This window comes from Variovorax sp. dw_308 (assembly GCF_019207085.1).
Classification (GTDB): Bacteria; Pseudomonadota; Gammaproteobacteria; order Burkholderiales; family Burkholderiaceae_C; genus Variovorax.
The window spans coordinates 177,526-202,541 of sequence record NZ_JAATOM010000008.1 but is presented as its reverse complement, the minus strand read 5'-3'; the positions used below and the strand labels follow the sequence as shown (position 1 = coordinate 202,541).

Below are 25,016 nucleotides of genomic sequence, written 5' to 3'. Positions count from 1 at the left end.
ATGGCGCGCCTCCAGCGATTTGCCGCAGACGAACCGTGGAATGTGCCACGTCTCCCCAATCCGAGTGGCTGTGCCCTCCCCACCGGATGGAGGGCTCAGATCAGAAGGTCTGAAGATTTCGTAGCGAGGGCGCCAGCCGGGAGGCCGGCTCGCGGACCGGAACGCACGCTCGTGCGGTGAGGACCGCAGACGCAAGATCGGTGGCCGCAGCAGAAAGTTTCACACCTTCTAGAAGCGCGGCATTCCGCCGCCGCCCCCACCCATGCCCGGCATCCCCTTCATGCCGCCCATCCGCTTCATCATCTTCATGAGCCCGCCGCCCTTCATCTTCTTCATCATCCCCTGCATCTGCTCGAACTCGTTGAGCAGCCGGTTCACTTCCTGGACCTGCACGCCGGCGCCGGCCGCGATGCGGCGCTTGCGCGTGGCCTTGAGCAGCTCCGGCTTGCGCCGCTCCAGCGGCGTCATGCTGTTGATGATGCCTTCCTTGCGGCGGATGTCGCGCTCGGCACGCGTGAGGTCGGCCTCGGTCGCCTTGGCCGCCATCTGCGAGGGCAGCTTGTCCATGATGCTGGAGAGGCCGCCCATCTGCTTCATCTGCTGCAGTTGGCCGAGGAAATCGTCCAGGTCGAAGCCGCCGCCGCTCTTGACCTTGTTGGCAAGCTTCTGCGCCGCGGCGACGTCGACGCCCGCCGTGACCTGCTCCACCAGCGCCACGATGTCGCCCATGCCGAGGATGCGGCCGGCGTGGCGGTCGGCATCGAACACCTCGAGGCCATCGATCTTCTCGCTGGTGCCGGCGAACTTGATCGGCACGCCGGTGATCTGCCGCACCGACAGCGCCGCGCCGCCGCGCGAATCGCCATCGGTCTTGGTGAGGATGATGCCGGTCAGCGGCAACGCGTCCTTGAAGGCCTTGGCGGTGTTGACCGCATCCTGGCCCTGCATGGCGTCGACGACGAAGAGCGTCTCGACCGGGTTCAACGCCGCATGCAGCTGCTTGATCTCGGTCATCAGCACTTCGTCGATCGCCAGGCGGCCGGCCGTGTCGACCAGCAGCACGTCGAAGAAGTGGCGGCGCGCATGGTCGATGGCGGCGCGGGCGATGTCGAGCGGCTTCTGGTCGGCGGTGCTAGGGAACCATTCGGCGCCGGCCTGCTTCGTGACGGTCTTCAACTGCTCGATCGCGGCCGGGCGGTACACGTCGCCCGACACGGTCAGCACCTTCTTCTTGCGCTTCTCGATCAGGTGCTTGGCCAGCTTGGCCGTGGTCGTGGTCTTGCCGGCGCCCTGCAGGCCGGCCATGAGGATCACCGCCGGCGGTTGCGCCGCGAGGTTGATGTCCGACACGCCCTCGCCCATGGTCGCGGCCAGCTCGCGGTTGACGATGCCGACCAGCGCCTGGCCCGGCTTCAGCGAGCCCAGCACTTCCTGGCCGAGCGCCTTTTCCTTGACCCGCGCGACGAAATCGCGCACCACCGGCAGGGCCACGTCGGCCTCCAGCAGCGCCATGCGCACTTCGCGCAGCATGTCCTGTACGTTGGCCTCGGTGATGCGGGCCTGGCCGCTGACCTGCTTGACGAGGCGCGAGAACTTTTCGGAGAGAGCGTTGGCCATGAAGGGATGCCTTGTTGCCCGCTGCCGCGAGCCGATGGAAGACGAAAGAAACCCGGACAGTATGCGTGAGCCCGGTGGCTGCGGGGAATGCCGCGGAGCCGGTGGCGGCGGGCTGCCTGCCGACTGGCCGCGACGCCGGAAACGGGGCGACGCAGGAGGCTGGTGACAATCTCCAGCGCATTAAACTCGGCTGATGATTTTAGCGAGCCCCTCCCCGCTCGGCGTGGCACTGGGCATCGCCGCCGCGTCGGCCTATGGCGTGACCGCGGTCGCGGCCTCCCGCCTGAGCCGCTCGGCCACGCAATGGCTGCTGATCCTCGCGTGGGTGCTGCACGGTATCGCGCTGGTGCAGGGTCTCGTCGGCGCACAACCCCGGTTCGACTGGGCGCCCGCGCTCTCCGTGACGGCCTGGCTGGTGCTCACGGTCTACGGCATCGAAAGCCGCATGTACCCCCAACTCACCGTGCGCCGCGCGCTGGCTGTGCTGGCCGCCGCCACGGTGCTGGTGGCCACTTTCTTTCCCGGCAAGCCGCTCGATGTGTCCGCGTCGCCGTGGCTGCCCCTGCACCTGGCGCTGGGCATCGCGTCCTACGGGCTGTTCGGCGCGGCCGTGGTGCATGCGTGGCTCATCACCCGCGCAGAGAAACAGATCCGCCGCGCCAACGATCCGGAGGCCGGCGTGCCCCTGCTCACGCTGGAGCGGCTGACCTTCCGCTTCGTCACCGCCGGCTTCGCGCTGCTGACGGCCACGCTGCTGGCCGGCTTCTTTTTCAGCGAGACGCTCTATGGCCGCGCCTGGAAGTGGGACCACAAGACCGTGCTCTCGGTGCTGGCCTGGCTCTGCTTCGCGGTGCTGCTGGCCGGACGTGCGCGCGTCGGCTGGCGCGGGCGCACGGCGCGGCGCGTGCTCTATGCGGGTGCGGCGCTGCTGGTGCTGGCCTATGTGGGTTCGCGCTTCGTGCTCGAAGTCATGCTGGACCGCGTCGCATGAAATACCTGCTCGTGCTGTTCGTGGTGGCGGTGGCGATCTGGCTGTGGCGCCGCAATCGCCGTGAGGAAATGGAGGAGGCCGCACGGGCCGCGAAACCATCCGCGCCCCGGCGCGCGGGTGAGCCGCAAGAGATGGTGCGCTGCGCCCATTGCGGCCTGCACCTGCCGGCGAGCGACGCCATCGCCGGACCCGGCGGCGGCGTCTATTGCAGCATCGCGCACCGCCAAGCCGCGGCCGGATGAGTTCCCCGCTGCTTTGGTCGCGGGGGGAGCCCGGCAGCGAATGGGGCACCCTCGACAAGACACCGCAGGCCGACAGCCCGGCGCTGCAGCGCCTCTGGCGCGGCTTCATGACGGCGCGCAGCTTCGTGGCCGCCGTGCTGGTGATGCTGCAGGGCGTGAGCGTCGGCATCAGCCCGGCGATCCACCCGACCGCGCTGGTCATCTCGCTCCTCTACCTGGCGGCCGTGCTCGGCGCCATGCGCTATGTGCCCTTCCGACCGCCCATCCGCGGCTTCCGGGGCGCATGGCTGGCCTCGATCGGCATCGACCTGGCCACCTTCACCGTGCTGCAACTGGTGCAGTCGCCGGGCAGCATCAACTACACGCCGCTGTTCGCCTTGCCGGTGCTGATGGGCGCGGTACTGGGCACGGCTTCGGTCGGCCTCGGCACCACGGCGGCGGTGTCGCTGCTGCTGCTGGGCGACGCGGGCTGGCAATGGCTCGACCATTCGGGCGATCCGTCGACCCGCTTCCTGCAGGCCGCGCTCACCGGCACCGGCCTCTTCGTCGTGGCGCTGCTGGCGCACCAGCTTGCCCTGCGCCTGGCCCGCGAGGAGGCCCTGGCTCTGCGCAGCCGCAGCACCGCGCAGTTGCATGCGCAGGTGAACGACCTGGTCATCGAGACCCTGAGCGAAGGCGTGCTGGTGATCGACGCCGAGGGCCGCGTCCATTCGGCCAACCCGGCGGCCGACGCGATCCTCGGGCGCGGGCTGGCCGCGATGGCGCTGCCCTTCGAGCTCGATGCCCATCCGGCGTGGCATTCGCTGGCGGTGCTGGCCGACGAGACCTTCTCGCAGCGCCAGCCGCAGTCCCAGGAGATGCCGATCGCGCAGGCCGGCGGCGCGCCACGCGAGGTGCGCGTGCGCACCCGCCTGACGCCGGCCAACGACCGGCGCATCGACAGCCTCTGCGTCATGTTCCTGCAGGACCTGCGCGAACTGGAGGCGCGCATCCGCACCGAGAAGCTGGCCGCCATGGGCCGCATGTCGGCGGCGGTGGCGCACGAGATCCGCAATCCGCTGGCCGCCATCACCCAGGCCAGCGCGCTGCTCGGCGAGGACCTCGTCGACCCGTCGCACCGCCAGCTGACGGCGATGGTGCAGCAGAACGCGCAGCGCCTGGCGCGCATCGTCGACGACGTGCTCGACGTGTCGCGCGCCCGGCAGCAACGCTCGCTGCCGCTGGGCGACCTGGTCGCGCTGGACGCCACGGTGCGCACGCTGGCCGAGGAATGGGTGCGCCAGACCCGGCGCCAGGGCGTGCTGCTGGCGCTGGACGCCGGCGGGCGCGACGTGCGCTTCGAGGTCGAGCACCTGCGCCGCATCCTGGTCAACCTGCTCGACAACGCTGCGCGCTATGCGGGCGACCGCGACGGCTCCATCCAGGTGACGACCGCGACCGCGCAGCGCGGCCGCGCCACCCTGCAGGTGTGGAGCGACGGCATGCCGCTGGAGCCGGCGGTGCAGCGGCACCTGTTCGAGCCCTTCTTCTCGTCCGAAAGCCGCTCCAGCGGGCTGGGCCTGTTCATCTGCCGGGAGCTTTGCGAGCGGCACGGCGCCACCATCGGCTACGAGCGCCGGCCGCTTGCCGCGACCGGGCCCGAGGGCAACGAATTCTTCGTCGTCTTTGCCGCCGCGGAGACGCGGCTGACACAATAGCGGCGTGAGCACCCACCATCCCACCGCCGTCCTGCCGGCGCAGATCCTGGTCGTCGACGACGAGCCCGACCTGCGCACGCTCTACGAACTCACCCTGCTACGCGAGGGCTATCGCGTCGAAGCGGCGGGCAGCCTGTCGGAAGCGCGTGAGCATCTCGACGCCGGCCGCTTCGACGCCGTCATCACCGACATGCGGTTGCCCGACGGGCTCGGCATGGAGATCATCCAGCGCATCCAGAAGGACCAGCGCAGCGAGCGTTGCGTGGTGATGACCGCCTACGGCTCCGCCGAGAACGCGGTCGAGGCGCTCAAGGCCGGCGCCTTCGACTACCTCACCAAGCCGGTCGACCTCAAACAGTTCCGCGCGGTGGTGGCTTCGGCCGTGCAACGCCAACCGCAGGCGGCCGTGCCGGCGGCCAAGGCGGCCCACCCGGCTGCCGTTCCGTCCGTCGGCGAGGGCCGCGGACCGACCCCGTCCACGACGCTGGGCGACCGGGCGCTGGAACGCCTGGTCGGCGAGTCGGAGCCGATGCGGCTCATCAAGTCGCACATCGCCAAGGTCGCACGCGGCATGGCGCCGGTGCTGGTGCGCGGCGAGTCGGGCACCGGCAAGGAACTGGTCGCGCGCGCCGTGCATGCCTGCAGCCAGCGCAGCGACGGCCCTTTCGTCGCGGTGAATTGCGGCGCCATCCCCGAGAACCTGCTGGAAGCCGAATTCTTCGGCGCGCGCAAGGGCTCCTATACCGGCTCCGCGGCCGACCGCGACGGCTATTTCCAGGCGGCGCGCGGCGGCACGCTGTTCCTCGACGAGATCGGCGACCTGCCGCTGGCGATGCAGTCCAAGCTGCTGCGCGCGATCCAGGAGCGCAGCGTGCGACCGATCGGGTCCACGCAGGAAGACGCGGTCGACGTGCGCATCGTCAGCGCAACGCACAAGGACCTGCATGCCGAGGTGCAGGCCAGCCGTTTCCGGCAGGACCTGTTCTACCGGCTCAACGTGATCGAGATCTCGGTGCCGCCGCTGCGCGACCGACGCGACGACCTGCCGGCGCTGTGCAACGCGCTGCTGGCGCGCATCGCGCAGGACGGCGGCATGCCGGTGCCGCGCCTGACCTCCGACGTGATCGCGCGGCTCGCGGACCATCCGCTCGAAGGCAACGTCCGCGAACTCGAGAATCTTCTGCACCGCGCGGTCGCCCTCAATGACGGGGACGAACTGCACCTGGACTTCATGAGCAACAGCGCAGCGCCTTTCGAAGCGGCCGCCCTACCCTTGACAGCGGCCGAGGCGGTGACGCCAGCGCGCGAGCGCCCGACGGCGCGGCCGGCGATGCCTTCGGACCTGCAGTCCTACCTCGACCAGCACGAGCGCGAAGTGCTGGTCCGCGCCCTGCAGGAGAGCGGCTTCAACCGCACCGCCGCAGCCGCGCGGCTGGGCCTGAGCCTGCGCCAGATCCGCTACCGCATCGCCCGTCTCGGCATCAGCACGCCGCACGGCGACGACGGCGGCGTCGGAACGCTGGACGACGCCGGATGAATGGAAAGTCGGACGCCGGCCTCTGGCAGGCGGGCTGGTACCGATTCGCCCGGCGCCTGGAATCTCCCAATTTCGGCCCCCGCCCCGCCGACGCGCAAATCGACCTGATCGTGCTGCATTCGATCAGCCTGCCGCCGGGCGTCTACGGTGGCCATCAGGTGCAGGAGCTCTTCACCAACCGGCTCGACTGGGATGCCGACCCGTATTTCGACCGCATCCGCGGCCTGCAGGTCTCCAGTCACTTCTACGTGCGGCGCGACGGCGAGTTGTGGCAGTTCGTCAGCTGCGACGAGCGCGCATGGCATGCCGGCGCCTCCCGCTGGCGCGGCCGCGACAATTGCAACGACGACTCGATCGGCATCGAACTCGAGGGCCTGGAAGGCGAGCCCTTCGAGGACGCCCAGTACGAGACCCTGGCCAGCCTGTGCCCGGTGCTCGCGCAGCACTACCCGGTGGCCTTCATCGCGGGGCACGAGCACATCGCCCCCGGCCGCAAACAGGACCCGGGCAGCGGTTTCGACTGGCTCGCCCTGCAAGGCGCGTTGGCCTGGCCCCACACGATGTTCCCCGAAAGCACCGGCCTCCGCTGAATTTTCTCAATCGCGAAAGCCGTCGCGATGGGTCGCGCTCCAAGCCCCTGGCGCAGCGGAAATCAACGCCCGCGTGCAGCAACCATGCGGTCTGCGGGCCCAAATCGACCGGCAACCCGCATCATTACTGGATCGTGACAAAGTAGTGCAGCAACCACGGGCGCTCGCGCGCGGCATCCAGAAAAACCCGCGGGATGTGGCGTTTGAGATTCATGACAAACACTACATCTAGTGGCTTGTAGGCCCTATGGACACTAGATATAGTGTGCGCTCGGTCGGACATATTCCGTTACAAACAAACTTACATCCATGCTGCGGCACGCTCGGCTCGCAATGCCCCAAGCGCCGCTCTCCACAACAACAGTCGCAACCCGAGGATCCGAATGCAGACAGCACTGAACACCCCCGCCACGCCACGCCCCTCGTCCTCCACCCCCGCTGCCAGCAACCAGCCGCGCGACGTCGCCGGCACGCTGTCGGCGGATGCGCTCGCGCACTACCAGATCATCCGCCGCAACGGCGCAGTGGTCTCGTTCGAGCCCAACAAGATCGCCATCGCGCTGATGAAAGCCTTCCTGGCCGTGCACGGCACCCAGGGCGCGGCTTCCGCCAGCGTGCGCGAGACCGTCGAAGGACTGACCCAGGCCGTGGTGCGCGCGATGGTGCGTTCACGTCCGGGCGGCGGCACCTTCCACATCGAGGACGTGCAGGACCAGGTCGAGCTCGGCCTGATGCGCGGCGGCCACCATGAAATCGCACGTGCCTACGTGCTCTATCGCGAGCGCCGCACCCAGGAGCGCGCCAGCCAGAACGTGCAGGCCGCGCCGGCCGCCTTGCCCACCTTGCACGTGCTGGACCGCGGCGAACGTGTCGCGCTCGACATCGAGGAACTCAAGGGCCTGATCGAATCGGCCTGCGAGGGTTTGGGCGCCAGCATCACGGCCGCGCCGATCCAGGCCGAGACGATGCGCAACCTCTACGACGGCGTGCCGCTCGACGAGGTCTACAAGGCCTCGATCCTGGCCGCCCGCACGCTGATCGAGAAGGACCCCGACTACACCTTCGCCACCGCCCGCCTGCTGCTGCATACGATCTTCCGCGAGATCCTGGGCCGCGAAGTGGCGCCGGCCGAACGCGCCACCGCCTACGCCGACTACTTCCCGCACTTCATCAAGAAGGGCGTCGAGAACGAACTGCTCGATGAGAAGCTGCTGCAGTACGACCTGGTCAAGCTCGGCGGCGCACTCAAGGCCGAACGCGACCTGAAGTTCGACTACCTCGGCCTGCAGACGCTGTACGACCGCTACTTCCTGCACGTGCGCAAGGCGCGCATCGAACTGCCGCAAGCCTTCTTCATGCGCGTCGCCATGGGCCTGGCGCTCAACGAGATCGACCGCGAAGCCCGCGCCATCGAGTTCTATGAAGTGATGTCGTCCTTCGACTTCATGTCGAGCACGCCCACGCTGTTCAACAGCGGCACGCTGCGTTCGCAACTGTCGAGCTGCTACCTCACGACCGTGCCGGACGACCTCGACGGCATCTACGAATCGATCAAGGAGAACGCGCTGCTGTCGAAGTTCGCCGGCGGCCTCGGCAACGACTGGACCCGTGTTCGCGCGCTCGGCAGCCACATCAAGGGCACCAACGGCGAATCGCAAGGCGTCGTGCCTTTCCTCAAGGTCGTCAATGACACGGCCGTGGCGGTGAACCAGGGCGGCAAGCGCAAGGGCGCGGTCTGCACGTACCTCGAAACCTGGCACCTCGACATCGAGGAGTTCCTGGAACTGCGCAAGAACACCGGCGACGACCGCCGCCGCACGCACGACATGAACACGGCCAACTGGATCCCCGACCTGTTCATGCGCCGCGTGATGGAGAAGGGCAACTGGACGCTGTTCTCGCCCTCCAACGTGCCCGACCTGCACGACCTGTTCGGCGCCGATTTCGAGCGCGCCTACGTGGCCTATGAAGAGAAGGCCGCGCGCGGCGACATCAAGCCCTCGCGCACCGTGCCCGCCACCGACCTGTGGCGCAAGATGCTCACGATGCTGTTCGAGACGGGCCATCCCTGGATCACGTTCAAGGACGCCTGCAACGTGCGCTCGCCGCAGCAGCATGCCGGCGTCGTGCACTCGTCCAACCTCTGCACCGAGATCACGCTCAACACCAGCGACACCGAGACCGCCGTGTGCAACCTCGGCTCGGTCAACCTGCTGCAGCACTTGAAGGACGGCAAGGTCGACCAGGAAAAGCTCAAGCGCACCATCTCGACCGCGATGCGCATGCTCGACAACGTGATCGACATCAACTACTACGCCGTGAAGAAGGCGCGCGACTCCAACATGCGCCATCGCCCGGTGGGCCTGGGCCTGATGGGCTTCCAGGACGCGTTGTACGAACTGCGCATTCCCTATGCGTCGCAAGAGGCCGTGCAGTTCGCCGACGAATCGATGGAAGCGATCTGCTACCACGCCTACTGGGCCTCGACCAACCTGGCACGCGAACGCGGCAAGTACTCGAGCTACAAGGGCTCGCTGTGGGACAAGGGCATCCTTCCGATCGACACGCTCGACCTGCTCGAGAAGGCCCGCGGCGGCTACGTCGAAGTGGACCGATCGGCCACGCTCGACTGGGACGCACTGCGCCAGAAGATCAAGACCGACGGCATGCGCAATTCCAACTGCGTTGCCATCGCACCGACCGCGACGATCTCGAACATCATCGGCGTCGACGCCTCGATCGAACCCTGCTTCGGCAACCTGTCGGTCAAGTCGAACCTCTCCGGTGAATTCACCGTCATCAACCACTACCTGGTGCACGACCTCAAGCGCCTGGGCCTGTGGGACGACGTGATGGTGATGGACCTGAAGCACTTCGACGGATCGCTGCGTCCGATCGATCGTGTGCCGCAAGACATCAAGGCCCTGTACGCCACGGCCTTCGAGGTCGAGACCACGTGGCTCGTCGAAGCCGCATCGCGCCGCCAGAAGTGGATCGACCAGGCGCAGTCGCTCAACATCTACATGGCCGGCGCTTCGGGCAAGAAGCTCGACGACACCTACAAGCTTGCATGGCTGCGCGGCTTGAAGACCACGTACTACCTGCGCACGCAGAGCGCCACGCACGCCGAGAAATCGACCGTGCAATCGGGCCGCTTGAACGCGGTGTCATCGGGTGGCGATGCCACGCCGAAGATGAGCGCACTCGAAGCCGCTGCGCTCGCAGCGCAAGCGCAGATGAATGCGATGCCTGCGACCGACATCGCTTTCTGCGGTGTCGATGACCCGACATGCGAAGCGTGTCAGTAATCGTTGTGTGAATTGCGCGGCATCGGCTCACAAGAGTCGATGCTCGTGAGCAACATAAGAACAAGATAATTGGAGCGCGATGTGAACGAGCACTTTGCATATCACATCGTTGCTCACATAATTTGAGCACTGGATTTTTCTATGTTGACCTGGGACGAAGAAGTCAAGCCCTCCTCATCGAAGGACATGCAACACGGATTGCAGCACTCCACGAATCACGGCGCACCAACCGGCCGCTCGATGGAAGTCCCGACTCCGCAAATTCCCCAAGCCGCCGTCGCGTCGCGCATGCTCGATGACGGCGCCACCGTTCCCTCGCGCACGGCTGCAACTGTTGCCAGCACAACGCCCGCCGTGCCTGTTGCACGCCGCGTGAAGGCCGCCGACAAGCGCATCATCAACGGCCAGACCGACGTCAACCAGCTGGTCCCGTTCAAGTACAAGTGGGCCTGGGAAAAGTACCTCGCCACCTGCGCCAACCACTGGATGCCGCAAGAGGTGAACATGACGCGCGACATCGCGTTGTGGAAGGACCCGAACGGCCTCACCGAAGACGAGCGCCGCATCGTCAAGCGCAACCTCGGCTTCTTCGTGACCGCCGACTCGCTGGCCGCCAACAACATCGTGCTGGGCACCTACCGCCACATCACCGCACCCGAGTGCCGCCAGTTCCTGCTGCGCCAGGCCTTCGAGGAAGCGATCCACACGCACGCGTACCAATACATCGTCGAGTCGCTCGGCCTGGACGAAAGCGAGATCTTCAACGCATACAACGAAGTGCCGTCGATCCGCGAGAAGGACCAGTTCCTGATTCCGTTCATCGAGGCCATCAGCGATCCGCACTTCCACACCGGCACGCACGAGACCGATCAGACGCTGTTGAAGTCGCTCATCGTGTTCGCCTGCCTGATGGAAGGCCTGTTCTTCTACGTCGGCTTCACGCAGATCCTTGCGCTGGGCCGCCAGAACAAGATGACCGGCGCCGCCGAGCAGTACCAGTACATCCTGCGCGACGAGTCGATGCACTGCAACTTCGGCATCGACCTGATCAACCAATTGAAGCTCGAGAACCCCGGCCTCTGGACCGCAGAGTTCAAGGCCGAGATCAAGACCCTCTTCCTCAAGGCCGTCGAACTCGAATACCGCTACGCCGAAGACACCATGCCGCGCGGCGTGCTCGGCATGAACGCATCCATGTTCAAGGGCTACCTGCGCTACATCGCGAATCGTCGCGCACAGCAGATTGGCCTTGAGACACTCTTCCCGAACGAAGAGAATCCGTTCCCGTGGATGAGCGAAATGATCGACCTGAAGAAAGAGCGCAATTTCTTCGAAACCCGTGTGATCGAATACCAATCGGGTGGTGCCCTTTCCTGGGACTGAGACGTTTTCAGAACAACAATGCATTCAAGAATTGCCATCAGCGCACATCGCACCAGAGAGTGCGGCGACTGAAAAGGCGACGGTGTTCATGGTGCTGGAGCTTGATATCCAACGCCATGAATCGCTTCACGCTCACAAGCGGGCGTGGAGTGCTTCAAGAGGTTGATTTTTCAACTTGATCAAGGAGAAAGAAATGGCAACTGCAAAGAAAGCGCCGGCGAAGAAAGCCGCTGCAAAGAAGGCTCCGGCGAAGAAGGTCGCGGCAAAGAAGGCCCCGGCTGCGAAGAAGGCTCCGGCCAAGAAGGTCGCGGCGAAGAAGGCAGCTCCGGTGAAGAAGGCCGCTGCAAAGAAGGCGCCGGCCAAGAAGGTCGCGGCGAAGAAGGCAGCTCCGGCGAAGAAGGCCGCTGCCAAGAAGGCTGCGCCGGCCAAGAAGGCCGCTGCAAAGAAGGCGCCGGCGAAGAAGGCCGCTGCCAAGAAGGCCCCTGCAAAGAAGGCTGCGGCCAAGAAAGCCGCGAAGAAGCCTGCTGCCAAGCCTGCCGCCAAGAAGGCTGCGAAAGCACCCGCCAAGGCCGCCGTCGCCCCTGCCCCTGCGGCACAAACGACGCTGAACCCTCAAGCTGCATGGCCGTTCCCGACGGCCAGCAAGCCCTGAGTCATTCAGAGGCCCTGATCGGCGAAGCCCGGCACCGCAAGGTGTCGGGCTTTTTTATTATTTCGAGTTGCTCAAGCCCGGGCACCATCGGCCCGGTAGTGCCGGACCCGCCATGTTCCTCGAATGGAATGGCATGGCGCCGGTATCAGAGGCCGAGTGCTTTCCTGTCGACCGTGTAGTTCTGCGGGCCGCGCTGCGCAATCTTGAGCGCGCCGACCTGATTGCCCAGGGCCGCGCACTTCGCAAGCGGCCAGCCTTGCTCCAGGCCGAACAGCAGCGCGCCACGCCAGGCGTCGCCACAGCCCGTGGGATCGACCACGGCCGCTGGCGTGACCGCCGGCACATGCGACATGACACCGTCGATCCAGACCTCGCATCCCTCCGCGCCCAGTGTGACGACGAGACCTCGCACGCGCCGCGAAATGTCGGCGCTGCTCCATCCGGTGCGTTCGCTGAGCATCTTGCCTTCGTAGTCGTTCACCGTGACCCAGTCGGCCTGCTCGATGAAGTGCGACAGCTCGTCGCCGTTGAACATCGGCAAGCCCTGGCCCGGATCGAAGACGAAGGGAATGCTCGCGACCTTGAACTGCTCGGCATGCTGCAGCATGGCATCGCGGCCATCGGGCGAGATGATGCCGACCTTGAGGTCCGGACGTGCCGCGATGCGCGTGATGTGCGCCTGCTGCATGGCGCCCGGGTGGAAGGCCGTGATCTGGTTGTTGTCACGGTCGGTCATGATCATCGCCTGCGCCGTGTAGGCATCCGCCACCGTGCGGACGAACTCGGTGCCAACGCCCAGTTCGTCGAGACGTGCAACGTAGTCGGCGCCATCGCTGCCGACCGTCGCCATCGGCAGGGCCTTGCCGCCGAGCGCATTGAGCGCATACGCGATGTTGCCGGCGCAGCCGCCGAAATCGCGCCGCAAGCCGGGCACGAGAAAGGACACGTTCAGGATGTGCAACTGGTCAGGGAGGATCTGGTCGGCAAAGCGGCCCTCGAAATTCATGATCGTGTCGAACGCGAGGGAACCGCAAATCACTGATGCCATGTTGAGCCCTGAGGTGTTGAAAGGATTGGATGAAAGCGCGCGAAGCGCTCAAGGATAGAAGGCCACCACCCGGTAGCCGGCCACCGGCGACAGCGCGGCGGCGTCGGGTCCGCTGAGCGCGAGCGGCAACGATGCGACGCGTTCGGCCTTGGCCCCGAGCACCGCGGGCGCGCCGAAGTCGGCCGGCATCAGCACGCGCCGCACCACGGTGCGCTCCTGCGTGTCGAGCAAGGACAGCTCCACGGCCGGCATGGCCAGCGGCGTCGTCGCATTGCTGCGCAAGGTGAAGTCGAGGCGGTAGCCGTCGCCGGTCTTGTCGCGGGCGAATGATGCGCCGTCGATGGTGATCGCACTGATCTGCCGAAGCGCCGATATCTCGCAGCCCGTGAGCTTGCACAGCGCTTCCAGCACCGGCTGCAGGGAAGGCTCGCGTGCGACCAGCGCGTCGCGTTCGTGGTGCGCCCACTGCAGGCCGAGCAGCACGGCAAGAAGGATGAGCGCGACGATGATGAAGCGGCCGGACTTGCGCTCGCTTCGGACCGCAGCGGGCGCTTGTGCAAAGGGCGGCAAGGCTGCTGCAGGTTCGGCCGGCGCTTCGATGATGCTGGCCGAGGTGACCACGGGCGCGGGGAGCGGCGCTTCCTCCTCGGATGCTGCAGCGGCCGCGGCCCTGCGCGCGCGGGCATTTCGCACGGCTTCGATGCGCGCCTGGCGCAAGGCCTTTTGCAGTTGCGCGTTGCCGGATGGATCGACGAATGCCGAGAAATCGTCCAATGCCGCGATGGAACTGGTGAGCGAGTGCTGCGCCAGTGCAGGCACGGATTCGGTCGAGGGCGCGGCGCTCGCTGGCTCAGCCGTCGGCGGCTCGGTGAACGACGAAGGCCACGGGTCATCGGCGATCAAGTCCAGCGATGGCCAGTCCGGGTGCGGCGCGAATGTGGCGGCATCGGGGAAGGCTGGCTGCAACTGCAGATTTGACTCCGGCTGCGGCTCTGACTCTGGCTCGAGTCCTGGCTCCTGTTCCGGCCTTGACGCCGGTTCCGGTCCTGGCTCCCGCTCCGTCTCCGGTCCTGCTTCTGGCTCGGACTTCGGATTCGTTTCGCCTTCGTCTTCGCCTTGCGAATCCTTGCGCGTCAGCGCCATCCGCGCGAGCTGCGGCTCCGGCGCGTCGATCGGAAGGTCGATCTCGATCAGAGGCTCGTCATGCTCTTCAGCTGCCTCGGCAACCTTCGGCTCCACGGCTTCCCCGGCAGGCGCGGCCGGCATGCTGACCGCATCGGGCGCTTCGCGCAGTTCCAGGGTTGCATCGAACACCTGGCTGCAACGACCGCATCGAACCCATCCATCCGATATCCGAAGCTGGTCGCGAACCACCTTGAACGTGGTTTCACAGGAAGGGCAGCGGGTGACAAGGCTCATTGGGCGGGCATTGTAGGTGGCGCGCCCGCAGCCGAAGCGCCAGGGGCCGCGCCCCGTTCACGCGATGTCCAGCGCAGGCAACAGTGCGAGCGAACGCTCAGACCGTGGCGGTCATGAGAATCCAGCCGTCCTCGCTGTCGCTGACCTGCAGGCGCGCATACGGTGCATAGGCCTCTTTCAGCTCTTCGGCCTGCCGCTCGAGGATGCCGGCCAGCACCAGCGATCCACCGGGCGCGACATGGCCGCACAGCAGGGGCGCCAACAGCTTGAGCGGCGTCGCCAGGATGTTGGCCAGCACGGTCTGGTAGCGGCCTTCGGCTACGTCCGGAAGCCCCGCATTCAGTTGAACGGCGTTGGCCTCGGCATTGAGACGGGTCGATTCGACAGCGGCTTCGTCGATGTCGACTGCGTCGATGCGCGCCGCGCCATACTTTGCCGCGCCGATCGCCAGGATGCCGGAACCGCAGCCGTAGTCCAGCACGCGCTGCCCCGCGAGTCCATGCACCGCAATCCAGCGCAGGCACATGCGCGTGGTCGGATGCGTGCCCGTGCCGAAGGCCAGGCCCGGATCGAGCCGGATCACCTGCCTGGCCTGCGCGGGCGGTTCATGCCAGGTCGGCACGATCCAGAACTCGGGCGTGATCTCGACCGGCGCGAACTGCGATTGCGTCAGCCGCACCCAGTCCTGCTCCGGGACATCCATCACGCCGAGGATGGTGCAACCCTGGAAGAAGTCCTGCAACTCCAGTACCGTGGCAGCCTCGCGCGCGGCAGCCTCGTTAGGAAACAGCGCGATCACGCGCGAGCGCTGCCAGCCTTCCTTCGGCGGCGGCATGCCGGGTTCGCCGAACAGCGCCTGCTCCGAATCGGTCTGCGCATCCGCGTCTTCGACCGAAACGCTCAGTGCGTCCAACGCGTCCAGCGCGTCGCTGACGTTCTCTACGCCGTCCTCGGGAACCAGCAAGCGAAGTTCGAACACCGGCTGGGCCGCTCAGCGCTTGTGCGCCGCCAACCACTCTTCGAGATAGTGGATGTTGGTGCCGCCGGCCATGAACTTGGCGTCGACCATCAACTCGCGGTGCAGCGGGATGTTGGTCTGGATGCCCTCGACCACCGTCTCGTTCAGGGCGGTGCGCATGCGCGCCATGGCCTGCTCGCGGGTGTCGCCGTAGCAGATGATCTTGCCGATCATCGAGTCGTAGTTCGGCGGCACGAAGTAGTTGGTGTAGACATGCGAGTCGACGCGCACGCCGGGTCCGCCCGGTGGATGCCACATCGTGATGCGGCCCGGCGACGGCGTGAATTTCCACGCGTCCTCGGCATTGATGCGGCATTCGATCGCATGGCCGCGCATCTCGATCTGGCGCTGCGTGAAGGGAAGCTTTTCCCCGGCCGCCACCATGATCTGCGTCTTGACGATGTCGATGCCGGTGGTGAACTCGGTGACCGGATGCTCGACCTGCACCCGCGTGTTCATCTCGATGAAGTAGAACTCGCCGTCTTCGTAGAGGAACTCGAAGGTGCCAGCGCCGCGGTAGCCGATCTTCTTGCAGGCGGCCGCGCAACGCTCGCCGATCTTCTCGATCAGCTTGCGCGGAATGCCGGGCGCGGGCGACTCCTCGATCACCTTCTGATGGCGCCGCTGCATCGAGCAGTCGCGTTCGCCGAGGTACACCGCGTTCTTGAACTTGTCGGCCAGGACCTGGATCTCGATGTGGCGCGGGTTCTGGAGGAACTTCTCCATGTAGACGGCCGCGTTGTTGAACGCCGCGCCGGCTTCCGCCTTGGTCATCTGGATCGCGTTGACCAGGGCCGCTTCGGTGTGCACCACGCGCATGCCGCGCCCGCCGCCGCCGCCCGCGGCCTTGATGATGACGGGATAGCCGATCGCGCGCGCAATGCGCTTGTTGGTGGCGGCGTCGTCGGACAATTCGCCCTCGGAGCCTGGCACGCAAGGCACGCCGGCCTTGATCATGGCCTGCTTGGCCGACACCTTGTCGCCCATCGTGCGGATGTTATCGGGCGTCGGGCCGATGAACTGGAAGCCGCTTTGCTCGACGCGCTCGGCGAAGTTGGCGTTTTCGCTCAGGAAGCCGTAGCCGGGGTGGATCGCCTCGGCGTCGGTCACTTCCGCCGCCGAGATGATGGCCGGCATGTTGAGGTAGCTCTGGGACGACGGCGCCGGGCCGATGCAGACCGCTTCCTGGGCCAGCTTGACGTACTTGGCGTCGCGGTCGGCTTCCGAATAGACCATGACGGCCTTGATGCCCATCTCGCTGCAGGCGCGCTGAATTCTCAGGGCGATCTCCCCCCGATTCGCGACCAGAATCTTCTTAAACATCGGTCACTCGATGATGAACAGCGGTTGGCCGTACTCGACGGCCTGGCCGTTCTCGCCGAGGATCTGCGTGATCGTGCCGGACTTGTCGGCTTCGATCTCGTTGAGGATCTTCATGGCCTCGATGATGCAGATCGTGTCGCCCTCCTTCACCTGGCTGCCGACTTCGACAAAAGACGGGGCGCCGGGGCTTGAAGCGCGGTAGAAAGTGCCGACCATCGGCGACTTGACCGTGTGGCCAGCGGGCGCGGCCACCGCGGCGGGCGCGGGCGCCGAGGCTTCAGCAGCCTGTCCCGGCGCTGGCGCGGGCGCAGGCTGGGGTGCCGCGAGCGTCTGCACATACTGCATGGGCGCCGACGCGCCGGCCTTGACGATGCGCACCTTGCCTTCGGCTTCGGTGATCTCAAGTTCGGAAATATTGGATTCAGACACGAGGTCGATCAGTGTCTTTAGCTTACGAAGATCCATGGGCCTCCAAGCGCCAGCTTTTGCCGGTCATATGTATCAACTCGCCTGAAAATCGGCGATTGTTGGCGTTTTAGTGCCAAATGCCGCGTTATGGGCGGATTCTAGCCGTGAACGGACGCTCGTCGCCAGGCATCGAGGTCCGCGGGTTCGAGTTTGCCCATCTTACGTGCGGCCACGCCGCCTTCTGCGTTGACAACCATTGTGAACGGCAAGCCGCCACCCGTATTGCCAAGCTGGCGCAGCAACTCCGTACCTTCCATGCCGGCAAGGCCGATGGGAAAGGATACCGGCGTGCGCTCCAGGAACTTGCGTACCGCGCTCGGCTGATCGATGGCCAAACCGATCACTTGCCAGCCGTTGGCCGCCTGATCGCGAAAGAAACGATCAACCATCGGCAGTTCTTCAATGCAGGGCGGACACCATGTCGCCCAGAAATTGACCAGCAGCGGTTTGCCGCGCAGCGCCGCGAAGTCCACTTCGCCGCCTTCCGGACGCTCGAAACGCCGCGCCCAGAACGCCGCGTCCATCGGCTCATTCGCGTCGGACGTACCTGGGCGCCCTTTCCACCAGGCGCCGCCGGCGCCGGCCGCTGCGGCCAGCAACGCCACGCCACCGAAAAGCCAGCCACGCCGGCCCGGATCCGGACTGTCGTTCATTCCCTGCCTGCTCTTTCCAGTTCAATCACCCGTCGCAATGCGCTCAGATCGCCCCGCGGCGCGCGTCCCTGCGCGTCGGGCTTGAGCGCGCCGCGCAAATCGTCCAGGTCGTAGACAAGCAGGTGGACGCCGATTTCCTCACCGAGCGGGCGGCAGGGGGCGTGCACGCTCAACGCCTCGACCTGCTCGCCATGGAAGCCCGTGACCATGCGGGGTTCGTAGTCGACATGGTGGTCGATCAACGAAATCTCGGCCGACTTCGAGTCGTCGCAAAAAAGCTGGATGTAGATGTCGGACAAGCGGGTCGCCGTGCCGTGCCACACCGCACCGCCGACATGCGGCCTGAACGGCGCCATCCGCTCCATCCATTGAAGGGCCAGTTCACGCAACACGCGCAATTCGGCGGGCTGGGTGTCGGCGCAATAGAGCGCGAGGTAGTCGCGAACCTCGGTTTCGACCTCGTCGTTGTTGGGCAAGGCGGTGCGCTGGGGCAGCCCGAGATCGCGCAGCGCGCGACGCTTCGCCGGCCCGTACTCGAGCCCTTCCTCGACCACCAGGCGCGCGGCGGCAGCGGCGATTTCACGCTTGGACATATCCATGCCGGCATTCTGCCCGCAAGGCGGCTTGCACACAGGCGTCGCGGTCGGGCGCATCCCTAAAATCGACCGATGCATATTCATATTCTGGGCATCTGCGGCACGTTCATGGGCGGCGTCGCGGCGCTGGCGCGAGAGGCCGGCCACAAGGTCACGGGTTGCGATGCCGGCGTCTATCCGCCGATGAGCGACCAGTTGCGCGCACTTGGCATCGACTTGATCGAAGGCTTCGGCGCGGAGCAGCTGGCGCTCAAGCCCGATGTCTTCGTGGTTGGAAACGTGGTGTCGCGCGCACGGCTGGACGACGGCAGCGCCAAGTTCCCGCTCATGGAAGCGATCCTCGACGCCGGCCTGCGCTACACCAGCGGCCCGCAATGGCTGGCCGAAGAGGTGCTGCAGGGCCGGCACGTGCTGGCGGTGGCCGGCACGCACGGCAAGACAACGACAACATCGATGCTCGCCTGGGTTCTCGAAGCCACTGGCCGCGCGCCGGGCTTCCTCGTGGGTGGGGTCCCGTTGAATTTCGAGGTGTCGGCGCGGCTGGGCGCGGGCGGACCGGGCTCGGTCGGCGACCAGTCGCACGAGTTGGCGCGCATGGGGGCTCCGTTCGTCATAGAGGCCGACGAATACGACACCGCCTTCTTCGACAAGCGCAGCAAGTTCGTGCACTACCGGCCGCGGACCGCGGTGCTGAACAACCTCGAGTTCGACCACGCCGACATCTTCGATGACCTGGCCGCCATCGAACGGCAGTTTCACCATCTGCTGCGCACGGTGCCCGCCAGCGGCCGCGTGGTCGCCAACGCAACGGAAGACAGCCTGCGCCGCGTGCTGGCCCAGGGCTGCTGGAGCGAACTGGCGCGTTTTGGTGCAGGCGGCGAGTGGCAGGCGAGCGGATCTCACGATGCCTTCGACGTGCTGCGCCAGGGCGAGGTGGTCGGACGCGTGGAATGGGCGCTCTCGGGCCTGCACAACCAGATGAACGCGCTGGCCGCCATCGCGGCGGCGGACCATCTGGGCGTGCCGCCGGCGGAAGCAGCCGCCGCGCTCGCATCCTTCCGCAACGTGCGCCGGCGCATGGAATTACGTGGCACCGTGGAGCGCAATGGCGGCGCGATCTCGGTGTATGACGACTTCGCGCACCATCCAACAGCCATCCACACCACGCTCGACGGCCTGCGCCGCCAGCTCGATGCCCGCGGAAACCGGCCCGACCGCATCCTGGCCGTGTTCGAGCCACGCAGCAACACGATGAAGCTCGGCGCCATGGCCGCGCAATTGCCGTGGAGCCTGGAACAGGCCGACCTCGCGTTCTGCCACACGGCCGGACTCGGCTGGGATGCTGCCGCGGCGCTGTCGCCGATGGGCGCACGCGCGCAGGTGGCCGGCGAGATTGCGCCGCTGGTCGCGCAAGTGGTGTACGCAGCACGGCCGGGCGACCACATCGTCTGCATGAGCAACGGCGGCTTCGGCGGCATCCACGAAAAGCTCCTGTCGGCCCTGGACGGGGGGAGCTGAACGCCATGCGTGCGCAAGAATTGATCGAAGTGCTTCGGCTGCAGCGGCATCCGGAAGGTGGCTGGTATCGCGAAGTGTTCCGCTCGACGGGGCAGGTGGACCCGCAGCAAGGCCGGCCGCGGCGCGACGCGCTGACCAGCATCTATTTCCTGCTCGAAGCGGGGCAGCAGTCGCGGTGGCACCGGGTGCTGTCCGATGAGGTGTGGGTCCACCTCGAAGGCGTGCCGATCGCGCTCTGGACCTGCGACGCTGCCTTGCGCACCGCGCCTGCCCATGCGCGCCTTGGGCCGGTCGACGCGCATGGCACGCGGCCGCAGCAAATGGTGCCTGCCGGCCAGTGGCAGGCCGCGCGGCCGCTCGTCGCGCACAGCAGCGGCGACTACAGCCTGGCCGCCTGCATGGTTGCGCCGGGCTTCGACTTCGCGGACTTCTCGCTCATGGCGCCGGACGGCGACGAAGCCGCAGTCCTGCGCCATCATTGGCCGGAACTGGCCAGCCTGATCTGATGCACCCCGGAATGTGCCCAAGGCGCTGCGCCACAAGGGCCCTCAGCCGCGGCGCTGCTTGACCGCCTGGGACAGCGTTTCAAGCACTGCGGCTGAATCGTCCCAGCCGATGCACGCATCGGTGATGCTCTTGCCGTATTCGAGGCCGGCGATCTTGTCCTTGCCGGGCGTGAACTTCTGTGCGCCGGCAATCAGATGGCTCTCGATCATCACGCCGAACACGCGCTTGCTCCCCCCGCCGATCTGCGCTGCGATGTCTCGCGCCACGTCGATCTGCTTCTGGTGCTGCTTGGAGCTGTTGGCATGGCTGCAGTCCACCATCAACGTGGGCGGCAACTTGGCCGCTTCGAGGTCCTTGCAGGCTTCGGCCACGCTGGCCGCGTCATAGTTGGGCGCCTTGCCCCCGCGCAGGATGACGTGGCAATCCCGGTTGCCGTTGGTCTGGACGATCGCGACCTGGCCGTTCTTGTGCACCGAGAGGAAGTGGTGCCCGCGCGCCGCCGCCTGGATCGCGTCGGTGGCGATACGGATGTTGCCGTCCGTGCCGTTCTTGAAGCCGATTGGCGCCGACAGGCCCGAGGCCAGTTCGCGATGCACCTGGCTTTCGGTGGTGCGCGCGCCGATCGCCCCCCAAGAGATCAGGTCGCCGATGTACTGCGGCGAGATCACGTCGAGGAATTCGCTGCCGGCCGGCAGGCCGAGGCGGTTGATATCGATGAGCAACTGGCGCGCCATGCGCAGGCCTTCGTCGATGCGGTAGCTCTCGTCGAGGTACGGGTCGTTGATGAGGCCCTTCCAGCCGACCGTGGTCCGCGGTTTCTCGAAGTAGACGCGCATCACGATCTCCAGCGAATCGGCGTATTTCTCGCGCTCGACCTTGAGCCGGCGAGCGTAGTCGATTGCGGCCGCAGGGTCGTGGATGGAGCACGGGCCCATGACCACCAGCAGCCGGTCGTCCTTGCCCGCCATGATGTTGTGGATCGCGCGGCGCGTGCCGGTGATCAGCGTCTCGACCGGCGTCCCGCGGATCGGGAAGAAGCGGATCAGATGTTCGGGAGGGGGCAACACGTTGATGTCCTTGATGCGTTCGTCGTCGGTCTGGCTGGTCTTTTCGACGCTCGCATACCAGCTGTCGCCGGGCTGCTGGGTGTTGGGTGGGGTCATCGTGTTGCTCCAGGTTGGATTTCGAGAAGGCATAAAAAAACCGCCGGGGCGTGAGCGCCGGCGGTCTTTGGGGGGTGTGCGTCTGTGTTCTACGCGCTCGCCTCTAGGCCGCCGGACATCCGGAACCAAAAGTACGAAAAAAAGTAAGCTGCGCGCGAAGACATGGGTGGCGAATGTAGCACAAGAGTTGCTGGCGGGAAACCGCGGATCTGGCTCAGCCGGACCGCCGGGATCGCCTGCTCAGGCGGTGCCGCCGACGGTCAGGCCGTCGATGCGCAGCGTGGGCTGCCCCACCCCGACCGGCACGCTCTGCCCTTCCTTGCCGCAGGTACCCACGCCCGAATCGAGCGCCATGTCGTTGCCGATCATGGTCACGCGCGTGAGCGCATCGGGGCCGTTGCCGACGATGGTCGCGCCCTTCACCGGGTACTGGATCTTGCCGTTTTCAACCCAGTAGGCCTCGCTCGCGGAGAACACGAACTTGCCGCTGGTGATGTCGACCTGGCCACCGCCGAAGTTCGTGGCGTAGAGGCCCTTCTTGATGCTGGCCACGATTTCCTTCGGGTCCTTCTTGCCGCCGAGCATGTAGGTGTTGGTCATGCGCGGCATCGGTACGTGGGCATAGCTTTCGCGGCGGCCGTTGCCGGTGGGCTTGACCTTCATGAGGCGCGCGTTGAGCGAGTCCTGGATGTAACCTTTGAGGATGCCGTCCTCGATCAGGACGTTGCGCTGGCTGGCGTTGCCCTCGTCGTCCACGTTGAGCGAACCGCGGCGGTCGGCGATGGTGCCGTCGTCCAGCACAGTGACGCCCTTGGCCGCGACGCGCTGGCCGATGCGGCCCGAAAACGCGCTCGAACCCTTGCGGTTGAAGTCGCCTTCCAGGCCGTGGCCGATGGCTTCGTGCAACAGGATGCCTGGCCAGCCAGGGCCGAGGACCACGGTCATCTCGCCGGCGGGTGCGGGGCGCGATTCGAGATTCACGAGCGCGGCGCTGACCGCCTGCTCGACGTACTCGGCAATATGGGCTTCGTCGAAGTAAGCCAGGCCGAAGCGGCCGCCGCCACCGCCCGAACCCATTTCGCGGCGGCCGTTCTGCTCGGCGATGACGGTGACGGACAGTCGCACCAGCGGGCGCACGTCCGCGGCGAGCGTGCCATCGGCGCGGGCTACCAGCACCACGTCGTATTCGCTGGCGAGCCCGGCCATCACTTGCGACACGCGCGGGTCCCGCGCGCGGGCCAGCTTCTCGACCCGGCCGAGCAGTTCGACCTTGGCGGTGCTGTCCAGCGTGGAGATCGGGTCGATGCCGTTGTAGAGCGAGCGGCTGGAGGCGATCTTGCGCACCGGCGCCTTCACACGGGCCGAGCGGCCGGCGGAGGAGATCGAGCGGACCGTGCGCGCGGCGTCCAGCAGCGAGGCTTCGGAAATGTCGTCCGAATAGGCGAAGGCCGTCTTCTCGCCGCTGACCGCGCGCACGCCGACGCCCTGGTCGATGCTGAAGCTGCCGGTCTTCACGATGCCCTCTTCCAGGCTCCAGCCTTCGCTGCGCGTGTACTGGAAGTAGAGGTCGGCGTCGTCCACCTTGTGCGCGGTGATCTCGGCCAGCGCACGCGACAGGTGGGACTCGTCGAGTCCGAAAGGCGTGAGCAGGAGGCTTTGCGCCGTGGCGAGGCGCTCGATGGTGGGTTCGCGGGAGATCATCGGGGCATTATTGCTCGCGCCGATGATCGCTGTGTGCCGGGGGATTAGCGCACGGGGCAGCCGGATGCGGGCAGCCGAACGCAGAAGTCGCAAAGGTTTCGCAGAAGTCGCAAAAGGAATACCAAAATAATCTTGGATTGCCCTTCTGCGACTTCTGCGTACTTTTGTCTTTCTTCTGCGTTCGGCTGTCCGATTGCTTCAGCGCACCGTGTCGGCGATGGCCTGGAAGGCGCGCATATGCAAGCCGTGCAGCGGGCCGTTTGCCGCGCCGGGCGTGGAGCCGAGCCTGACGATCACCACTTCGGCCTTCGGGTTGACGTGGATGTACTGGCCGTAGATGCCCGAGGCCTCGAATGCGCCGTCGGCGTTGTGCAGGATCCACCACTGGTTGCGGTACGAGTAGCCGGGGCGCGCAGCCTGGTTGCCGGCCTTGAACTTCTCGCGGTCGCCACCGGCGCGGATCATGTCGACCGCCGCCTTGGAGACCAACTGCTGCCGGCTGAACACGCCGCCGACCTGCCCGTCGTTGCGCAGCATCTCGCCGAAGCGGGCCAGGTCGCGCGCGGTGGCGTTGAAGCCGGAGCCCATCGACTCGAAGCCGAGGCGGTCGATGTTGATGGAGGCGTCGTTCTCGGCCCCCATGCGGCTCCAGACGCGCTCGCTGAGGTTTTGCGAGAACGGCTTGCCCGTGACCCGGTTCACCAGCCAGCCGATGATCTCGGAGTGGACGGTCTTGTAGCTGAAGCCGGCGCCGTGCTCGCCCTCCTTCTTCAAGGTCTTCAGGAAGGTGATGGTGTCGCGCGGGCCGTTCCAGGTCGGCGGCGTCGGCACCAGGCCTGAGGACATCGCGTACTGGTTCACCTCGGAGGTCGGATCCGCATAGTCCTCGCGGAACTTGACGCCGGCCGTCATGTCGAGCGTCTGCTGGACGGTCGCGTCTTCCCACGCGGTGCCGGCGAGTTCGGGGATGTAGCTCGACACCTTCGCGTTCGGGTCGAGCTTGCCTTCGGCGATGAGTTGCGAGGCCAGCACGCCGGTGAGGGACTTGGTGACCGAGAACACCGCGTGCGGCGTGTTCGGCGTCATGCCGCTCCAGTAGCGCTCCAGCACCACGCGGCCCTTGTGCAGCACGACGATGGCGTCGGTGTAGCTGCGCTCGGCATAGGCATCGATGCCGACCTTCTGACCGCGATCGTCCGTGAAGGTGAAGCCCGACCAGTCGCGCTCGGCGCGCGGCAGTTCGGTGGCCGCGCCCGAGCCGCGCCAGACGTTGCGGCTGGGCACGAGTTCACGCATGTGCTGCAGGGCCCAGCGGACCTGCGGGAACTGGCCGGCGTTCTGGAAGCTGACCTGCTTGTCGGCCGGCGCTGGCGAGCCCTGCATCCAGCCGAGCTTGACGGGGTCGCTGTCGGTGGACGAGAGCGGCGCGGGAGGTGTCTGTGCCATGCTGAATGCGGTGGCCGCGGCCAGTGCAATGCCCGCGCTCGCGCGGGCGATGAGGAACGCCATGTCTTGTCTCCGTTGATTTTGGGGAATGCGCACCGATTGAAGCCGGTGCCGGGGCCCGAGGCTATCGCGCCGGGGA

At 66.4% G+C, this 25,016-nt stretch carries 21 protein-coding genes; 10 read left to right on the top strand and 11 right to left on the bottom strand.

Features of this window, described 5'->3' with window-relative positions; genetic code table 11:
- Positions 1–228 precede the first annotated feature (228 nt).
- Positions 229–1,617 (bottom strand): signal recognition particle protein, encoded by a 1,389-nt coding sequence (gene ffh / locus HCU76_RS18110; protein WP_213952982.1) that lies wholly within the window; start codon positions 1,615–1,617, stop codon positions 229–231.
- A 193-nt stretch (positions 1,618–1,810) separates the two neighbouring features.
- Between ffh and HCU76_RS18105 the strand changes: the two genes are divergently transcribed.
- The 8 genes from HCU76_RS18105 to HCU76_RS18070 all read left to right on the top strand — a co-directional run bounded on the left by HCU76_RS18105 (position 1,811) and on the right by HCU76_RS18070 (position 12,017).
- Positions 1,811–2,608, top strand: coding sequence for an inner membrane protein YpjD (locus tag HCU76_RS18105; protein WP_213952981.1), 798 nt, complete (start codon positions 1,811–1,813; stop codon positions 2,606–2,608).
- Positions 2,605–2,850 carry a PP0621 family protein gene (locus tag HCU76_RS18100; RefSeq protein ID WP_213952980.1) on the top strand — a complete coding sequence of 82 codons (246 nt, stop codon included), beginning with the start codon at positions 2,605–2,607 and terminating at the stop codon, positions 2,848–2,850. Before HCU76_RS18105 ends, HCU76_RS18100 begins: the two co-directional genes overlap by 4 nt.
- Positions 2,847–4,547, top strand: a complete 1,701-nt coding sequence (locus HCU76_RS18095; RefSeq protein WP_213952979.1) for a nitrogen regulation protein NR(II) — start codon at positions 2,847–2,849, stop codon at positions 4,545–4,547. Before HCU76_RS18100 ends, HCU76_RS18095 begins: the two co-directional genes overlap by 4 nt.
- 4 nt (positions 4,548–4,551) lie before the next feature.
- Entirely contained in the window at positions 4,552–6,084 is a 1,533-nt protein-coding gene (locus tag HCU76_RS18090) for a sigma-54 dependent transcriptional regulator (protein ID WP_218510218.1), read from the top strand.
- Positions 6,081–6,674, top strand: coding sequence for a 1,6-anhydro-N-acetylmuramyl-L-alanine amidase AmpD (gene ampD, locus HCU76_RS18085; RefSeq protein WP_218510217.1), 594 nt, complete (start codon positions 6,081–6,083; stop codon positions 6,672–6,674). The genes HCU76_RS18090 and ampD overlap by 4 nt, the downstream gene beginning before the upstream one ends.
- 383 nt (positions 6,675–7,057) lie before the next feature.
- A complete protein-coding gene (locus HCU76_RS18080) occupies positions 7,058–9,982 on the top strand; it encodes a ribonucleoside-diphosphate reductase subunit alpha (RefSeq protein ID WP_218510216.1) in 2,925 nt (974 codons plus the stop codon).
- 141 nt (positions 9,983–10,123) lie between these two features.
- On the top strand, positions 10,124–11,365 hold the full coding sequence (locus HCU76_RS18075) for a ribonucleotide-diphosphate reductase subunit beta (RefSeq protein ID WP_218510215.1): 1,242 nt from the start codon (positions 10,124–10,126) through the stop codon (positions 11,363–11,365).
- 193 nt (positions 11,366–11,558) lie between these two features.
- Complete coding sequence (locus tag HCU76_RS18070) at positions 11,559–12,017, top strand: histone H1-like DNA-binding protein (protein ID WP_213952974.1); 459 nt, start codon at positions 11,559–11,561, stop codon at positions 12,015–12,017.
- Positions 12,018–12,162: 145 nt separating this feature from the next.
- Here the strand turns inward: HCU76_RS18070 and HCU76_RS18065 are convergent, their stop codons facing one another.
- From HCU76_RS18065 to HCU76_RS18035, 7 genes are all read right to left on the bottom strand, one after another.
- Complete coding sequence (locus tag HCU76_RS18065; protein ID WP_218510214.1) at positions 12,163–13,065, bottom strand: carbohydrate kinase family protein; 903 nt, start codon at positions 13,063–13,065, stop codon at positions 12,163–12,165.
- A 48-nt stretch (positions 13,066–13,113) separates the two neighbouring features.
- On the bottom strand, positions 13,114–14,484 hold the full coding sequence (locus HCU76_RS18060) for a DUF3426 domain-containing protein (protein WP_218510213.1): 1,371 nt from the start codon (positions 14,482–14,484) through the stop codon (positions 13,114–13,116).
- A 97-nt stretch (positions 14,485–14,581) separates the two neighbouring features.
- Positions 14,582–15,463: a 50S ribosomal protein L11 methyltransferase gene (prmA, locus tag HCU76_RS18055; protein WP_213952971.1), complete on the bottom strand. Its 882-nt coding sequence runs from the start codon at positions 15,461–15,463 to the stop codon at positions 14,582–14,584.
- Between the two features lie 12 nt (positions 15,464–15,475).
- Positions 15,476–16,825, bottom strand: coding sequence for an acetyl-CoA carboxylase biotin carboxylase subunit (gene accC / locus HCU76_RS18050; RefSeq protein WP_213952970.1), 1,350 nt, complete (start codon positions 16,823–16,825; stop codon positions 15,476–15,478).
- Positions 16,826–16,828: 3 nt separating this feature from the next.
- Entirely contained in the window at positions 16,829–17,290 is a 462-nt protein-coding gene (gene accB / locus HCU76_RS18045) for an acetyl-CoA carboxylase biotin carboxyl carrier protein (RefSeq protein WP_213952969.1), read from the bottom strand.
- Positions 17,291–17,391: 101 nt separating this feature from the next.
- Positions 17,392–17,946 (bottom strand): TlpA disulfide reductase family protein, encoded by a 555-nt coding sequence (locus tag HCU76_RS18040; protein WP_218510212.1) that lies wholly within the window; start codon positions 17,944–17,946, stop codon positions 17,392–17,394.
- On the bottom strand, positions 17,943–18,545 hold the full coding sequence (locus HCU76_RS18035; RefSeq protein ID WP_218510266.1) for a hypothetical protein: 603 nt from the start codon (positions 18,543–18,545) through the stop codon (positions 17,943–17,945). The genes HCU76_RS18040 and HCU76_RS18035 overlap by 4 nt, the downstream gene beginning before the upstream one ends.
- A gap of 69 nt (positions 18,546–18,614) precedes the next feature.
- Here HCU76_RS18035 and mpl point away from each other — a divergent pair, with 69 nt between their 5' ends.
- Positions 18,615–20,060, top strand: coding sequence for a UDP-N-acetylmuramate:L-alanyl-gamma-D-glutamyl-meso-diaminopimelate ligase (gene mpl / locus HCU76_RS18030; protein WP_213952967.1), 1,446 nt, complete (start codon positions 18,615–18,617; stop codon positions 20,058–20,060).
- Positions 20,057–20,566 carry a cupin domain-containing protein gene (locus HCU76_RS18025; RefSeq protein ID WP_213953301.1) on the top strand — a complete coding sequence of 170 codons (510 nt, stop codon included), beginning with the start codon at positions 20,057–20,059 and terminating at the stop codon, positions 20,564–20,566. Before mpl ends, HCU76_RS18025 begins: the two co-directional genes overlap by 4 nt.
- 42 nt (positions 20,567–20,608) lie before the next feature.
- On the opposite strand, the gene HCU76_RS18020 is transcribed toward HCU76_RS18025, so the two are convergent.
- The 3 genes from HCU76_RS18020 to HCU76_RS18010 form a co-directional block, all read right to left on the bottom strand.
- Positions 20,609–21,730: a 3-deoxy-7-phosphoheptulonate synthase gene (locus HCU76_RS18020; protein ID WP_218510211.1), complete on the bottom strand. Its 1,122-nt coding sequence runs from the start codon at positions 21,728–21,730 to the stop codon at positions 20,609–20,611.
- Positions 21,731–21,970: 240 nt separating this feature from the next.
- Positions 21,971–23,431 carry a metalloprotease TldD gene (gene tldD, locus HCU76_RS18015; RefSeq protein WP_218510210.1) on the bottom strand — a complete coding sequence of 487 codons (1,461 nt, stop codon included), beginning with the start codon at positions 23,429–23,431 and terminating at the stop codon, positions 21,971–21,973.
- A gap of 198 nt (positions 23,432–23,629) precedes the next feature.
- Entirely contained in the window at positions 23,630–24,940 is a 1,311-nt protein-coding gene (locus HCU76_RS18010; RefSeq protein WP_218510209.1) for a serine hydrolase, read from the bottom strand.
- Positions 24,941–25,016: the final 76 nt, after the last annotated feature.

Coding starts and splice junctions, on each gene's coding strand:
- ffh (WP_213952982.1), bottom strand. CDS start 1,617: ATGGCCAACGCTCTCTCCGAAAAGTTCTCGCGCCTCGTCAAGCAGGTC.
- HCU76_RS18105 (WP_213952981.1), top strand. CDS start 1,811: ATGATTTTAGCGAGCCCCTCCCCGCTCGGCGTGGCACTGGGCATCGCC.
- HCU76_RS18100 (WP_213952980.1), top strand. CDS start 2,605: ATGAAATACCTGCTCGTGCTGTTCGTGGTGGCGGTGGCGATCTGGCTG.
- HCU76_RS18095 (WP_213952979.1), top strand. CDS start 2,847: ATGAGTTCCCCGCTGCTTTGGTCGCGGGGGGAGCCCGGCAGCGAATGG.
- ampD (WP_218510217.1), top strand. CDS start 6,081: ATGAATGGAAAGTCGGACGCCGGCCTCTGGCAGGCGGGCTGGTACCGA.
- HCU76_RS18080 (WP_218510216.1), top strand. CDS start 7,058: ATGCAGACAGCACTGAACACCCCCGCCACGCCACGCCCCTCGTCCTCC.
- HCU76_RS18075 (WP_218510215.1), top strand. CDS start 10,124: ATGTTGACCTGGGACGAAGAAGTCAAGCCCTCCTCATCGAAGGACATG.
- HCU76_RS18070 (WP_213952974.1), top strand. CDS start 11,559: ATGGCAACTGCAAAGAAAGCGCCGGCGAAGAAAGCCGCTGCAAAGAAG.
- HCU76_RS18065 (WP_218510214.1), bottom strand. CDS start 13,065: ATGGCATCAGTGATTTGCGGTTCCCTCGCGTTCGACACGATCATGAAT.
- HCU76_RS18060 (WP_218510213.1), bottom strand. CDS start 14,484: ATGAGCCTTGTCACCCGCTGCCCTTCCTGTGAAACCACGTTCAAGGTG.
- accC (WP_213952970.1), bottom strand. CDS start 16,825: ATGTTTAAGAAGATTCTGGTCGCGAATCGGGGGGAGATCGCCCTGAGA.
- accB (WP_213952969.1), bottom strand. CDS start 17,290: ATGGATCTTCGTAAGCTAAAGACACTGATCGACCTCGTGTCTGAATCC.
- HCU76_RS18040 (WP_218510212.1), bottom strand. CDS start 17,946: ATGAACGACAGTCCGGATCCGGGCCGGCGTGGCTGGCTTTTCGGTGGC.
- HCU76_RS18035 (WP_218510266.1), bottom strand. CDS start 18,545: ATGGATATGTCCAAGCGTGAAATCGCCGCTGCCGCCGCGCGCCTGGTG.
- mpl (WP_213952967.1), top strand. CDS start 18,615: ATGCATATTCATATTCTGGGCATCTGCGGCACGTTCATGGGCGGCGTC.
- HCU76_RS18020 (WP_218510211.1), bottom strand. CDS start 21,730: ATGACCCCACCCAACACCCAGCAGCCCGGCGACAGCTGGTATGCGAGC.
- tldD (WP_218510210.1), bottom strand. CDS start 23,431: ATGATCTCCCGCGAACCCACCATCGAGCGCCTCGCCACGGCGCAAAGC.
- HCU76_RS18010 (WP_218510209.1), bottom strand. CDS start 24,940: ATGGCGTTCCTCATCGCCCGCGCGAGCGCGGGCATTGCACTGGCCGCG.